A 14,049-nucleotide genomic window follows, 5' to 3' on the forward strand; every position below is an offset into this window, starting at 1 on the left:
CTTCTCCGGCTTGCCGACCGTGTAGAAGGCCATGCTGATCGCATGCGAGGGCCCCCGCAGCAGCGGGTTGGCCGAGGCGTCGCCCGGCTGTGTCCGGCCGATGCCGACGCTGACATATTGCGGCCCATCGGCCGAGCTGCCGTCGAAGAAGCCGGCGGTGAAGATCGTCCGCCCCTGCCGCATCGCCTCGACCAGCCGTTCCATATGGGTGGTCGGGAACAGGCTGCCGGCCGGCAGCGCCTGCTTCAGGTCGGCCGGCGTCTTGAACACGGCGCTGCCACCGGCGGTGCCGTCGAGATGGGCCGTGCCGCGGATATCCTCCTTGTCCTCGCCATTGGTGGAGGAACTGAGCTTGTAGGTCAGCTCATGCCCGTCGGCGGATTCCCAGCCGGCGTAGCGGGTCTTGCGGGTCAGCGTGTCGCCCGAGGCATAGACCATCGACACCTGGTAGTTCTGCTCGAAACTGGAGCCATCGCAGGCGGCGGCCCAGCGATACTCCATCTGGCCCTCGATCGAGACCACGCTGCGCTGCCCGCGCGTCATGTCGAGGCTGAGGGTGTAGACCGCCCGATGCGGCTGCAGCGCCACCGCCGGGGAGGCCTGGGCCGCGCCGGACAGGAGCAGGAGGGCGACGGCGGCGAGCGAAGCGATGCGGATCATCGCGCATCTGAGCCCGAAGCCCCGGGCGGATGCAAGCGCCGCGGCGCCGCGCCTCAACCTGCGATCTTCACGCCCTGCAGCCGCATCAGCCCGTCCGGATAGGGGGTGAAGCCCTGCACCGCCCGGCGCATGCCCCAGACCGAGCGGTAGTGGTACAGCACGATCTGCGGCAGGTCGCCCAGGAACACCCCGGCGGCCTGGCGGTACAGCGCCACCCGCGCGGCCTGGTCGGTCGTGGCGCGCGCCTGCGCCAGCACCGCGTCGAGATCCCGGCTGCAGTAGCGGCCCCAGTTCTGGAAGGCGTCGCAGCCGGCCCAGGCGGCCATGTTGGCGTCGGGGTCCAGCCGGCCGCTCCAGATCGCGATCGCCGCCTGGAAGTCGCCGGCATCGGCGCTGGCGGCCAGGGTCGCCGCCTCCAGCGCCTGCAGCTTGATGTCGAAGCCGGCCTCGCCCGCCATCGCCTGGATCATCTGCCCGACCTGCTGGGTGACCGGACTGTTGGTGACCAGCAGGGTGAAGGACGGGTTCGGCACCCCGGCCTCGGCCAGCAGCGCCTTGGCCTTGTCGATATCGCGCGCCGGCATCGGGTGGCCGGGATCCTCGAAGGTGCTGCCCGGCACCTCCGGCTGGTTGCCGGGGATGAACATGCCCTCATAGGCCGCGGCGTTGATGGCGTCGCGGTCCAGCGACAGCTCCAGCGCCCGGCGCACCCGGGCATCCTGGCCGATCGGCGACTTCGCCTTGTCGCCATGGCCGATGTTGAAGGTGATCAGGTCGTAGGCGATCGAGGGGGCGTCGACCACGGTCACGGCCGGGTCGTCGCGCAGCCCCGCCACCTCGACCGTCGGCACATGCTCGATCAGGTCGAGATCGCCGGAGCGCAGGTTGAGCAGCCGCACGGTCTCGTCCGGCATCGGCCGGTAGGTGACGGTGTCGAGGAAGACCGCGTCCTTGTTCCAGTAGCGGTCGAAGCGCTTCAGCAGGATGTGGTCGCCCTGCTGCCGCTCGACGAACTCGAACGGACCGGCGCAGACCGGGTGCTGGCCGATGCCGTCGCCGGCCTGGGCCAGCGCCTTGGGCGACAGCATCATGCCGGCGCGGTCGGACAGCACCGCCACCAAAGGCGCATAGGGCTGGGTCAGAGTGATCCGCACCGTCAGCCGGTCGACCGCCGTCACCTCGGCCACCGGCTTCAGCTCCGACTTGCGGCGCGAGATCGGGGCCGTGCGGTAGCGGTCGAGATTGACCTTCACCGCCGCGGCGTCGAATGGCTCGCCGTCCTGGAACAGCACGCCGTCGCGCAGCGTCAGGGTCAACGCCTTGTTGTCTTCGGACCAGCTCCAGGCGGTCGCGAGCTCGGGCCGGAAGCCGCCGCCGCCGGGGGCGACGCCGACCAGCTTGTCGCAGAGGGCGGAGAAGACCTGGCGGCCGGAGACCGAGCCGCCCTGGGCCGGGTCCAGCACGTCCGGGTCGGCGTCGAGGCCGATCCGGAGGCCGGCGGCCAGGGCCGGCGCGGCGACAACGAGACTCAGCAGCGCCGCGGCAAGCGCGGCTGTCCGTCCAGACCGTCCGATCATCGGCAGCATCCCTGCGTTCTGTTCTGATCGCAGGGTCGAGGCGCGCCCTGCCGGGCCGCCGGCCGCGAGTCGGCGCGACGACACGGGCCAGGGTAGCGCGGCCGCAGCGCCGCGACGATGCCCAAATGTGGGATCTAAAGAGAAGCCGCGGGCGGGGAGATCCCTGAGACCGTTTGAGAATGCGCTGGCATGAGTCGGCTGGCGGTGGTTTCGAGAACCGGAGCGCAGCGGACGTTAAAGTCCGTGAGCACCGGAAGCGGAGAAACCGCCGTCAGACGGCCACGCCAGTAGCATTATCAGAGGGTCTCAGGCCTTCTTCGGCAGGTCCAGCTTGATATGCAGCTCCTTGAGCCGGGCCGCGTCGACCTCGGCCGGGGCGCCCATCAGCAGGTCCTCGGCGCGCTGGTTCATCGGGAAGGCGATGACCTCGCGGATGTTCGGCTCATCCGCCAGCAGCATGACGATGCGGTCGATGCCGGGGGCCGAGCCGCCATGCGGCGGGGCGCCGAAGCGGAAGGCCGACAGCATGCCGCCGAACTTCGCCTCCAGCACATCCCGGCTGTATCCGGCGATCTCGAACGCCTTGATCATGATCTCCGGCTTGTGGTTCCGGATCGCGCCCGAGGACAGCTCGACGCCGTTGCAGACGATGTCGTACTGGAATGCCTTGATGGTCAGCGGATCCTGCGTCTCCAGCGCCTCCAGCCCGCCCTGCGGCATCGAGAACGGGTTGTGGCTGAAGTCGATCTGCCCGGTCTCCTCGTTCAGCTCGTACATCGGGAAGTCGACGATCCAGCACAGCTCGTACCGGTTCGGGTCGATCAGCTCCAGCTCCTGCCCGATCCGGGTGCGGGCGAATCCGGCCAGCTTGGCGGCCGCGGCCTCCAGGTCGGCGACGAAGAACACCGCGTCGCCGTCCTCGGCACCGGTGGCCGCGCGCAGCGCGTCCTGCGCCCCCGCCTCGAGGAACTTGGCGATCGGGCCCTTGCCGGCGCCGGCCTCGAACACGACGTAGCCGAGGCCCGGTGCCCCCTGCTCCTGCGCCCAGCCGTTCAGCTTGTCGAAGAAGCTGCGCGGCTTGTCGGCCACCTTCGGCGCGCGGATGGCGCGCACCACGCCGCCCTTCTCGATCACGCCCTTGAAGGCGCGGAAGGTCACGTCCTCGCGGGCGAAGACGGCGGTGACGTCCGTGATCACCAGCGGGTTGCGCAGATCCGGCTTGTCGTTGCCGTATTTCAGCATCGACTCGGCATAGGGGATGCGCGGGAAGGCGCCGGCGGAGACCGCGCGCTTGGTGCCGGTGAAGTCCGAGAACTCCTCGAACACGCCGCGCAGCACCGGCTCGATCGCCTGGAACACGTCCTCCTGGGTGACGTAGCTCATCTCGAAATCGAGCTGGTAGAACTCGCCCGGGGAGCGGTCGGCGCGGCTGTCCTCGTCGCGGAAGCAGGGCGCGATCTGGAAGTAGCGGTCGAAGCCCGCCACCATCAGCAGCTGCTTGAACTGCTGCGGCGCCTGCGGCAGGGCGTAGAACTTGCCCGGGTGCTGGCGGGCCGGCACCAGGAAGTCGCGCGCGCCCTCGGGGCTCGACGCCGTCAGGATCGGCGTCTGGAACTCGCGGAAGCCCTGGTCGATCATGCGGCGGCGGATCGAGGAGATGACCTCGCTGCGCAGCACGATGTTGCGCTGCATCTTCTGCCGGCGCAGATCCAGGAAGCGGTTGCGCAGGCGGATGTCCTCGCCGGCATCCTCGTCCGACGCCACCTGCAGCGGGATCACCTGGGCTGCCGACTGCAGCACGAAATCGTCGATCCGCACCTCGATGCCGCCGGTGGGCAGCTTGTCGTTGGCGGTCTCGGCGCTGCGCTTGACCACGGTGCCGGTGACGGTGACGACGCTCTCGACGCGCACCGCCTCGGCCGCCTTGAAATGCGGGCTGTCGGTGTCGACAACGCATTGCGTCAGGCCGTAATGGTCGCGCAGGTCGAGGAACAGCAGATTGCCATGGTCGCGCTTGCGATGGACCCAGCCGGACAGGCGGACGGTCTCGCCGGCCTGTTCGGGACGGAGCTGGCCGCAGGTGTGGGTGCGGTAGGCGTGCATGGGGATGCTCTCGGACCAGGGCAGAAACGCCGGTCAGTGACACTGCCTGCGCCGGACTGTCAAGCCGCGGCTCGACGCCCCTGCCCCTTTCCCGCGGCATATCCCCGGGAGTTTCATCGAGCCGACGCCCGCCCATGCTATCTTCGTTTAATGCGAGTCGAGGCTTCCGATCCACGATGGCCGGCGTGACGGCCCGGGCGCAGCGGGCGCCGAATTCCCCCCGGGCTCCCCAGAGCCGGGCCGCCCAGGACCGGGTGACGGTCGACCTGTCGGCCGTGGTCGTGGCCGTGGCCGGCGAGACGCCGCGCGTCCTGGCGCTGCGCGGGCCGGACGGCGCCGACGCCTTGCCCGCCGGCCCGCTGGAGCCGCAGCACCGGACGCTGGAGCTGGGGCTGCGCGCCTGGGTCGAGGCGCAGACCGGCCAGCCGCTGGGCTATGTCGAGCAGCTTTACACCTTCGGCGACCGCGACCGGCAGCTGGCCGGGCCGGGCCGGGTGCTGTCGGTCGGCTATCTGGCGCTGCTGCGCGAGGCGGCGCCGGCCGGCGCCGGCGACAGCCTGTGGAGCGACTGGTACCGCCATTTCCCCTGGGAGGACCGCCGCGCCGGCCGGCCGGAGCTGCTGGACCGGATCGAGGCGGCGCTGGCCGGCTGGGTCGAGGCCGCCGCAGCCGAACCGGAGCGGCGGCGGCGCGAGGCCCGGCTGCGCCTGGCCTTCGGCCTGGGCGGCCTGCCCTGGGGCGAGGAGCGGGTGCTGGAGCGCTATGAGCTGATGTACGAGGCCGGGTTGGCCGCCGAGGCGCATCGGGACGCCCCGGGCGACGGCCGCGACCGGGTCTGCCCAGCCCTGGCCGAAGGCGCGCCGATGGCGGCCGATCACCGCCGCATTCTGGCCACCGGCATCGGCCGGCTGCGCGGCAAGATCAAGTACCGGCCGGTGGTGTTCGAGCTGATGCCGCCAACCTTCACCCTGTCGCAGCTGCAGCGCACGGTCGAGGCGCTGGCCGGCCTGCGCCTGCACGCGCCGAACTTCCGCCGCCTGGTCGACAGCCAGGGGCTGGTGGAGGAGACCGGCGAGGTCGCCGGCGGCACCGGCGGCCGCCCGGCCCGGCTGGTGCGCTTCCGTCGCGAGGTGCTGCAGGAGCAGCCCGAGCCCGGCGTCCGCCTGCCCCTGTCGCGCCGGCCGGCATGACCGTCGCGCTGCGCCCGCTGGCCCGGGCCGACCACGACCGGCTGCTGGCCATGGCGACCGCCTTCAACGACGAAGACAACCACCCGCTGACCCCGGGCGGCCGCCGGGCGCTGGCGGAGATCGTCGCCGGCACCCGCTTCGCGTCCGGCTGGATGATCGAGGCCGACGGCGCGGCGGTCGGCTACCTGGTGGTGACCTGGTCCTGGAGCATCGAGTTCGGCGGCCGCGACGCCTTCATCGACGAGTTCTACATCGAGCCCGCCCATCGCGGCCGCGGCCGCGGCTCAGCCGTGCTGGAGGCCCTGATGCGGCTGCTGGTGGCCGAGGGCGTGCACGCCGTGCATCTGGAGGTTGAGGCCGGCAACCCCGACGCCGCCCGCCTGTACCGCCGCCACGGCTTCGCCGGCACTGATCGCGCGATCCTGTCCCGCCGCCTGTGACGCTGTGATGGCCTGCACTGATCGGCCGGCTTACCGCCCCGCCTCGTCCAGCAGCGTGATCTCGTCGGCGGTCAGGGTCAGGCGGGTGGCGGCGATCTGGTCCTCCAGCTGCTCCGGGCTGGTGGCGCTGGCGATCGGGGCGGTGATGCCGGGCCGGGCGATCAGCCAGGCCAGCGCCACCGTCGCCGGGCGCACGCCATGCGCCTCCGCCACCGTGTCGAGCGCGTCGAGGATGCGCAGGCCGCGCGCGTTCAGCCGGTCCTTCATGCCGCCGCCGCGGGCGCTCTGCGACAGATCGGCCTCGGTGCGGTACTTGCCGGTCAGGAAGCCGGAAGCGAGCGAGAAATAGCTGATCACGCCGATACCCTCGCGCCGGCACAGATCCTCCAGCGGCCCCTCGTAATGCGAGCGCTCATAGAGGTTGAAATGCGGCTGCATCGTCTCGTAGCGCGGCAGGCCCTGCTCGCTGAGCTTCAGGGCGGAGGCGAAGCGCTCGGCGGAGAAGTTCGAGGCGCCGATCGCCCGCACCTTGCCGGCCTTGATCAGCTCGGCATGGGCCGCCAGCGTCTCTTCCTGCGGCGTCTCCAGGTCGTCGTGATGCGACTGGTACAGGTCGATGACGTCGACCTGCAGCCGGCGCAGCGAGTTCTCGACCTCCTCGCGGATCCAGGCGGCGGACAGGTCCTTGCGCTGCGGCCGGCCCGGCATCTCCCAGCCGACCTTGGTGGCGATCACCACCTTGTCGCGCTTGCCGCTGCGCTTCAGCCAGCGGCCGATGATCGTCTCCGACTCGCCGCCCTTGTTGCCGGGCGCCCAGGAGGAATAGCAGTCGGCCGTGTCGAGCAGGTTCAGCCCGGCATCGACGAAGGCGTCGAGCACCCGGAACGAGGCCGCCTCGTCCGCGGTCCAGCCGAACACGTTGCCGCCCAGGGCCAGCGGCCCGACCCGGATTCCGGACCGGCCGAGATTGCGCTGCTCCACGATGTCTCTCCTTGGCTTCGGCCGGGCGCCGCTGCGCCCGGGCCGCGGGGACGGGGTTGGTCTTGCAGGGGACCGGCGGCGAGTCCTGCCCCTCCAATGTAGCCCCGCGGCCGCCGCTGCCAATGCAGCCGCTGTGTCGTCCCTTGATTTTCTTATTCTGAGAATTATAGTAACCAAAGCGACACCGATTCGGGCCGCCCCTGTCCTCGTAATTCTCGAAGTGAGCAGAACCCGATGTCAGCCCATGCCGAATACACCCCCGCCGTGGCCGCGCGCATGGCGCCGCTGTACGGCCGCCTGTCCCGCGTCATCCCGGCCTTCGACTGGCCGGGCTTCGCCCCCGACATCGACGCCATCCTGCGGCTGAAGCGGGAGCGCGACGCGGTGATCCTGGCCCACAACTACCAGACGCCGGAGATCTTCCACGGCATCGCCGACATCACCGGCGACAGCCTGGCCCTGGCGCGCGAGGCGGCCCGGGTCGAGGCCGCGGCGATCGTGCTGTGCGGCGTGCACTTCATGGCCGAGACCGCGAAGCTGCTGAACCCGTCGAAGACCGTGCTGATCCCCGATTCCCGGGCCGGCTGCTCGCTGGCCGAATCGATCACACCGGAGGATGTGCGCCTGCTGCGCCACCGCTATCCCGGCGTGCCGGTGGTGACCTATGTCAACACCTCGGCCGCGGTGAAGGCGGAGAGCGACATTTGCTGCACCTCCGGCAATGCCGTGAAGGTGGTGGAGAGCCTGGGCGTGCCGCGCGTCATCTTCATCCCGGACCGGTACCTGGCGGCCAATGTCGCGGCCGAGACCAAGGTCGAGATCATCGCCTGGCAAGGCGCCTGCGAGGTGCATGAGCGCTTCGGCCCGGACGACATCCGGGGCCTGCGCGACCGCCATCCCGGCGTGACCGTGCTTGCCCATCCGGAATGCCCGCCGGAGGTGGTGGCCGAGGCCGATTTCGCCGGTTCCACCGCCGCGATGAGCGACTATGTCGCCCGCGAGCGGCCCGGCCGGGTGGTGCTGGTGACCGAATGCTCGATGAGCGACAACGTCGCCGTGCAGTTCCCGGAGATCGACTTCATCCGGCCCTGCAACCTGTGCCCGCATATGAAGCGGATCACCCTGCCCGCGATCCGGCATGCGCTGGAGACGATGACCGAGGCGGTAACGCTGGACCCCGCCGTCGCCGGCCGCGCTCGCACCGCGGTCGAACGCATGCTGGAGGTGCGCTGATGGACACGATGTCTTCCCGCCCGCAGGACCGGGTTGTCGTCATCGGCGCCGGCATCGCCGGCCTGGCCGCGGCGCTGCGGCTGGCGCCCCTGCCGGTGCTGCTGCTGTCGGCCGCGCCGCTCGGGACCGAGGCCGCCACCGGCTGGGCCCAAGGCGGCATCGCCGCGGCGCTGGGCGCCGACGACGACCCGGCCCTGCACGCCGCCGACACGCTGGCGGCCGCTGCCGGCCTGGGCGACCCGGAGGCGGCGCGGCGCGTCACCGCGGCGGCGCCCGACGCCATCGCCTGGCTGGCCGGACTGGGTGCGCCCTTCGACCGAATGGAAGCCAGCGGCTTCGCGCTCGGCCTGGAGGCCGCGCATTCCCGCCGCCGCATCGTCCATGCCGGCGGCGACGGCACCGGCGCCGCGGTGCTGCGGACGCTGGCCCAAGCGGCCGGGGCCGATCCGCGGATCACCATCCGCCACGCCCGCGCCACCGCCCTGCTGCGCGACGAGGCCGGGGTGTGCGGCGTGCTGGCGCGGGAGGATGGAGAGCCGGTGGCGATCCCGGCCCGGGCCGTGGTGCTGGCCACCGGCGGGATCGGCGGCCTGTACGCCCACACCACCAACCCGCTGGGCGCGGCCGGCACCGGGCTGGCCTTGGCCGCGCGCGCCGGGGCGGTGCTGCGCGACCTGGAGTTCGTGCAGTTCCACCCGACCGCCATGGCCGTCGGCCGGGACCCGATGCCCCTGGCCACGGAGGCGCTGCGCGGCGAGGGCGCCGTGCTGGTGACGGCCGCCGGCGACCGGGTGATGGCCGACCATCCGCAGGGCGATCTGGCCCCGCGCGACGTCGTCGCCCGCGCCGTGTTCCGCCGGGTCATGGCCGGCGAGCCGGTGTTCCTCGATGCCCGCCCGCTGGGCGCCGGGCTAGAACGTTTCGCCAAGGTCGCCGCGCTGTGCCGCGAGGCGGGTCTGGATCCGCTCCGCCAGCCGATCCCGATCCGCCCGGCCGCCCATTACCACATGGGCGGGGTGGCGGTGGATGGCAGGGGCCGCAGCTCCGTCCCCGGCCTCTGGGCCGCGGGCGAGGTGGCGGCGACCGGGCTGCACGGCGCCAACCGCTTGGCCAGCAACTCGCTGCTCGAGGCGCTGGCCTATGCGGGGTGGATCGCCAACGACATCCGCGGCGGCGAGGCCCGGCCACCGCTGCGCCCGCTGCCGCTCGGCGCCGGCCGCCGCCCCGCCGCGGATGTCGGCATCGTTGCCGCGCTGCGCGGGGTGATGGAGCGGCATGTCGGCGTGGTCCGCGACGGGGCAGGGCTGCTGGCCGCGATCACAGCGCTGCGCCCGCTGGCCGATGCCGCGCCCTCGCCCCTGGCCGACCGCGCCTTGGCCGGACTGCTGATCGCCACCGCCGCGCTGCGCCGGCGCGAGAGCCGCGGTGCCCAGTGCCGCAGCGACCGGTCCGAGGCCGACCCGGCCTCCGCCCCCTCCTTCCTCACCCTCGCCGATGTGCTGGAGGGCGACGCCCCCCGCACCGGCACCGCCCGCCCGTGAGCCCACCATGGATCTCCCTTCCCTCCCCGCCCTGCTGGTCGAGCCGATCGTCCGCGCCGCTTTGGCCGAGGATCTCGGCCGCGCCGGCGACATCACCGGCGCCGCGGTGATCCCGGCCGACGCCCGGATGCGCGGCGCCATCGCCGCCCGCCAGCCCGGCACCGTGGCCGGCACCGACGCCGCCGCCCTCGCCTTCCGCCTGCTCGACCCCGCCATCGCCGTCGCCATCCTGCTGCCCGACGGCAGCCGGGTGGCGCCGGGCGACGCGGTGATCCGCATCGACGGCCCGGCCCGGCCGATCCTGGCCGCCGAACGGGTGGCGCTGAACCTGCTGTGCCGCCTGTCGGGCGTCGCCACCGCCACCGCGACGCTGGCCGCGGCCGCCCGGCCGCACAAGGCGCGCATCGCCTGCACCCGCAAGACCACGCCGGGGCTGCGGGCGCTGGAGAAGCACGCCGTCCGCGCCGGCGGCGGCGTCAACCACCGCTTCGGCCTCGACGATGCGGTGCTGATCAAGGACAATCACATCGCCGTGGCCGGCGGCGTCCGGCCCGCCATCGGTCGGGCCCGCGCCGCGATCGGCCATCTGGTGAGGATCGAGGTGGAGGTCGACACGCTCGTCCAGCTCGACGAGGTTCTGGCCGAGGGCGTCGACGCCGTGCTGCTGGACAACATGACCCCGGACCAGCTGCGCGAGGCGGTGCGCCGGGTCGACGGCCGGGCGGTGACCGAGGCGTCGGGCCGGGTGACGGCCGAGACGGTGCCGGCCATCGCCGCCACCGGCGTCGACCTGATCTCCGCCGGCTGGATCACCCACAGCGCGCCGATCCTTGACCTCGGCCTGGACTGGGAGGGGTAGCCAATGCGGATCGTCGATATCCGGGAGCGTTCGGTCGCGATCTCGCGCTATGCCGACCCGGCGATCCCGTCGGGCGGTCTGACCACCAGCATCGTCGCGGCGGTCACCGACGTGGTGCGCGACGGCCGGCCGGTGGTCGGCTACGGCTTCGGCTCGATCGGACGGTTCGCCCAGGGAGGGCTGATCCGCGAGCGCTTCGCGCCCCGGCTCCTGGCCGCGGCCGACGGCGCCCTGGCCGATACGGCCGGCACCAATCTCGACCCGCTCCGGGCCTGGGCCGCGATGATGGCCGGGGAGAAGCCGGGAGGCCATGGCGAGCGCTGCGTCGCGGTCGGCACACTCGACATGGCGCTGTGGGACGCCGCCGCGAAGATCGCCGGCCTGCCGCTGCACCGGTTCCTGGCCGACCGTCTCGGGCGGCCGGTGCCGGAGCGGGTGCCGCTCTATGCCGGCGGCGGCTACCCATACCCGGCCGACGATCTCGCCCGGCTGAGGGACGAGATGCGCCAGCTGGCCGATCTCGGCTACCGCCGCGCCAAGATCAAGATCGGCGCGGCCGGGCTGGCGCAGGACCTCCGCCGCATTGAGGCCGCGGCGGCGGCGCTGGGCGGGGCCGGGAACCTCGCCGTCGACGCCATGAACGCCTATAACGGCCCCGCCGCGCTGGAGGCCGCCGCCGCCCTGGCGCCGCTCGGCCTGTGGTGGTTCGAGGATGTCTGCGACCCGCACGACTTCCCGACCCAAACGGCGGTGACGGCTGCCTATCCGGGGCCGGTCGCGGCCGGGGAGGCGCTGTTCTCGGCGGCCGAGGCCCGGCTGCTGGCGCGGCATGGCGGGCTGCGGCCCGACCGCGACATCCTGCTGTTCGACCCGGTGCACTGCTACGGCCTGCCGGGATATCTTCGCATCATCGATGCGATGACCGCCGCCGGCTGGCCGCGCCAGGCCTTCTGGCCGCATGGCGGGCACCTGTTCACCCTGCATGTCGTCGCCGCGCTCGGCCTGGGCGGCGCCGAGGTCAACCCGCTCTGCTTTCCCCCGTTCGGCGGGATCGGGGACGGCGCCATCGTGACCGACGGCTTCGCCAGCCTGCCGCAGTTGCCCGGCATCGGCTTCGAAAGCCGCGCCGGGCTACACCGGCTGTTCAGAGAGCTGGGGTAATGGAGGATGGCGGGCTCGCGTCACCCGGCTGCGGGAGGCCGCCGCCGGCCATCCCCTCAATCGGATGGAGGCGATTCCGGGGACTGACGCTCACGCCACTCATCCCTAGTGAGCTGTTCCACAGCGGAGAAGCGGCTCTCATAGCTCACACCGTTGTAGACGTATGTGACTCGACCCGTGGCCGGATCGGTCGATTCCCTGATCGCCTGCATCGACGGCGGCGGCGATGACAATGAAGAAGCTCGGCCCGGCATCGGCATGGCCTCTTGCTGTGCCCCGAGTTTCCGCCGCAGCTCATCCCGCAACGAGCCAAGCTCTGCCCGCATCCGCTCGGAGTTGTCGATGATCTCGGCCAGCGCCGCGAAGGCGGCAGCGGAGATCGCGCCCGAGACTAGGACGGTAAGCCCCAGGACGAAGCTCTCCGGCCTGCCGAACCAGCACCATAGCGCCAGCAGCAGGCCTGCCAGCAGCTCGAGAATGGCAATCGTCCTCAGGATCGACGGCACGTTCAGCTCCGTCCGGGTGTCATGTCATCGGCTACCGGCTGCATGGCCCGATGATCCGGTCGACCGACAGCACCGGAACGGCTGCGGCGCCGCGACGGTCGAACCGGCCATGGACCAGGAGGCAGCCGCCGGAGGCCCAGGCGCGCCAGATCTCGGTGCGGGCCTGCTGCAGCAGCGCGCCCTGCGCCGCGATCGCCGGCGGCGCGTCGCCGGCATAGGCCGGGGGAACGGTGCCGGCGGCGACGCTCTCGTCATCGACCGGCACCACGCCGCGCCACGGGCAGGGCTGCTTCAGGCAGCGCACGCCGGTGTCGCCGACCCGGAACAGGCCGGGCGGCGTCTCACCCTGCGCGGCCGCGCCGGCAAAGGGCAGGGTCGCCGCCAGCACAGCCACAGCCGCCGTCGATGCCAGGGATCGTCTCATGCCGCCCTCCTTGCCGTCTCCACGCTCCCGAACAGCCATGGCGAAAGCATGGCTTCGTTCCTGCCCCGGCCCTCACCCCGGTCGGGCCCAGCCTAGACGGATTCGGCATCCACGGCAGTCGCTTCGGCGCAAACCACTCGGCAACTGCAAGTGCATCCGCTACAACCCTGGGGATGACTCTGATCACCTCCTCCGCCGAGCTCGCCGCCTTCTGCGATCGCATGGCAGCGGCCGACTACATCGCCATCGACACCGAGTTCATGCGCGAGCACACCTTCTGGCCGAAGCTGTGCCTGGTGCAGATCGCCGGGCTGGACGAGGCGGCGGCGATCGACCCGCTGGCCCCGGGCATCGACCTGGAACCGCTGTTCGCGCTGGTGCACAACCCGAAGGTGCTGAAGGTCTTCCACTCCGCCCGCCAGGATGTGGAGATCTTCGATCACCTCACCGGCCGGGTGCCGACGCCGCTGTTCGACACCCAGGTCGCGGCCATGGTCTGCGGCTTCGGCGAATCGGTCAGCTACGAGAACCTGGTCGGCAAGCTGGCCAATGCGCGAATCGACAAATCCTCGCGCTTCACCGACTGGTCGCACCGGCCGCTGACCGAACGCCAGATCGACTACGCCCTGGCCGACGTGATCCATCTGCGCCCGGCCTATGAGGCGCTGCGCCGCCAGCTGACCAAGTCCGGCCGCGAGGCCTGGCTGGCCGAGGAGATGGCGATCCTCTGCGATCCCGGCACCTACCGCACCGAGCCGGACCAGGCCTGGCTGCGGCTGAAGCCGCGCAACGCCTCGGCCAAGTTCCTGTCGATCCTGCGCGAGGTGGCAGCCTGGCGCGAGCGCGAGGCGCAGAAGCGCGACATCCCGCGCGGCCGCATCCTGAAGGACGAGGCGCTGCTGGAGATCGCGGCCCACACCCCGCGCGACATCGACGGCATGGCGCGGATCCGGGGCATGAGCCGCAACATGGCCGAGGGCTGGCAGGGCCAGGGGCTGATCGCGGCGGTCGAGCGCGGCCTGGCGACGCCGACCGACCAGGCGCCGAAGCTGGCGCAGCGCCCGCCGACCCCGCCCGGCATCGCGCCGCTGGTCGAGCTGATGCGCGTGCTGCTGAAGATGAAATGCGAGGATGAGGGCGTGGCCCAGAAGCTGGTCGCCGGCAGCGACGACCTCGAGGCCATCGCCATGGATGACGATGCCGAGGTGCCGGCCCTGCACGGCTGGCGCCGCGAGCTGTTCGGTGAGGACGCGCTGGCGCTGAAGCGCGGCGGCATCGCCCTGGCGGTGCAGGGCCGGCGGATCCGGGTGGTAACGCTCTAAAGTCTCGAACCGCTGCGCCTCCCGCGCGTATGGCAAGGGAGGCATTGTATCC

General features: G+C 71.9%; 13 protein-coding genes. 7 read left to right on the forward strand and 6 right to left on the reverse strand.

Annotated features, from left to right (window positions below; all coding sequences use genetic code 11):
- From ABDW35_RS04520 to aspS, 3 genes are all read right to left on the reverse strand, one after another.
- On the reverse strand, positions 1-660 hold a 660-nt coding region (locus tag ABDW35_RS04520; RefSeq protein WP_343712658.1), incomplete at its 3' end, for a DUF1849 family protein.
- A gap of 53 nt (positions 661-713) precedes the next feature.
- A complete protein-coding gene (locus ABDW35_RS04525) occupies positions 714-2,237 on the reverse strand; it encodes an ABC transporter substrate-binding protein (RefSeq protein WP_343712659.1) in 1,524 nt (507 codons plus the stop codon).
- Between the two features lie 306 nt (positions 2,238-2,543).
- Entirely contained in the window at positions 2,544-4,340 is a 1,797-nt protein-coding gene (gene aspS, locus ABDW35_RS04530) for an aspartate--tRNA ligase (protein ID WP_343712660.1), read from the reverse strand.
- 176 nt (positions 4,341-4,516) lie between these two features.
- Here aspS and ABDW35_RS04535 point away from each other — a divergent pair, with 176 nt between their 5' ends.
- Entirely contained in the window at positions 4,517-5,530 is a 1,014-nt protein-coding gene (locus tag ABDW35_RS04535) for a hypothetical protein (RefSeq protein ID WP_343712661.1), read from the forward strand.
- Positions 5,527-5,970, forward strand: coding sequence for a GNAT family N-acetyltransferase (locus ABDW35_RS04540; protein WP_343712662.1), 444 nt, complete (start codon positions 5,527-5,529; stop codon positions 5,968-5,970). Before ABDW35_RS04535 ends, ABDW35_RS04540 begins: the two co-directional genes overlap by 4 nt.
- Before the next feature lie 30 nt (positions 5,971-6,000).
- Here ABDW35_RS04540 and ABDW35_RS04545 read toward each other — a convergent pair whose 3' ends face one another.
- A complete protein-coding gene (locus ABDW35_RS04545) occupies positions 6,001-6,951 on the reverse strand; it encodes an aldo/keto reductase (RefSeq protein WP_343712663.1) in 951 nt (316 codons plus the stop codon).
- 234 nt (positions 6,952-7,185) lie between these two features.
- Between ABDW35_RS04545 and nadA the strand changes: the two genes are divergently transcribed.
- From nadA to ABDW35_RS04565, 4 genes are read left to right on the forward strand one after another with little or no spacing between them, the layout of a single operon-like run.
- Entirely contained in the window at positions 7,186-8,184 is a 999-nt protein-coding gene (gene nadA / locus ABDW35_RS04550) for a quinolinate synthase NadA (RefSeq protein WP_343712664.1), read from the forward strand.
- Positions 8,184-9,725, forward strand: a complete 1,542-nt coding sequence (locus tag ABDW35_RS04555; protein WP_343712665.1) for an L-aspartate oxidase — start codon at positions 8,184-8,186, stop codon at positions 9,723-9,725. The genes nadA and ABDW35_RS04555 overlap by 1 nt, the downstream gene beginning before the upstream one ends.
- A gap of 7 nt (positions 9,726-9,732) precedes the next feature.
- The gene (gene nadC, locus ABDW35_RS04560; RefSeq protein WP_343712666.1) at positions 9,733-10,584 is read left to right on the forward strand and encodes a carboxylating nicotinate-nucleotide diphosphorylase; all 852 of its coding nucleotides are present in this window, start codon (positions 9,733-9,735) and stop codon (positions 10,582-10,584) included.
- Positions 10,585-10,587: 3 nt separating this feature from the next.
- The gene (locus ABDW35_RS04565) at positions 10,588-11,745 is read left to right on the forward strand and encodes an enolase C-terminal domain-like protein (RefSeq protein ID WP_343712667.1); all 1,158 of its coding nucleotides are present in this window, start codon (positions 10,588-10,590) and stop codon (positions 11,743-11,745) included.
- Between the two features lie 56 nt (positions 11,746-11,801).
- Here the strand turns inward: ABDW35_RS04565 and ABDW35_RS04570 are convergent, their stop codons facing one another.
- Entirely contained in the window at positions 11,802-12,251 is a 450-nt protein-coding gene (locus ABDW35_RS04570) for a hypothetical protein (protein ID WP_343712668.1), read from the reverse strand.
- 31 nt (positions 12,252-12,282) lie between these two features.
- A complete protein-coding gene (locus ABDW35_RS04575; RefSeq protein ID WP_343712669.1) occupies positions 12,283-12,675 on the reverse strand; it encodes a hypothetical protein in 393 nt (130 codons plus the stop codon).
- 173 nt (positions 12,676-12,848) lie between these two features.
- Between ABDW35_RS04575 and rnd the strand changes: the two genes are divergently transcribed.
- Entirely contained in the window at positions 12,849-13,997 is a 1,149-nt protein-coding gene (gene rnd / locus ABDW35_RS04580) for a ribonuclease D (protein WP_343712670.1), read from the forward strand.
- Positions 13,998-14,049: the final 52 nt, after the last annotated feature.

The organism is Inquilinus sp. (assembly GCF_039594555.1).
In the GTDB taxonomy this organism is placed as follows: Bacteria; Pseudomonadota; Alphaproteobacteria; order DSM-16000; family Inquilinaceae; genus Inquilinus.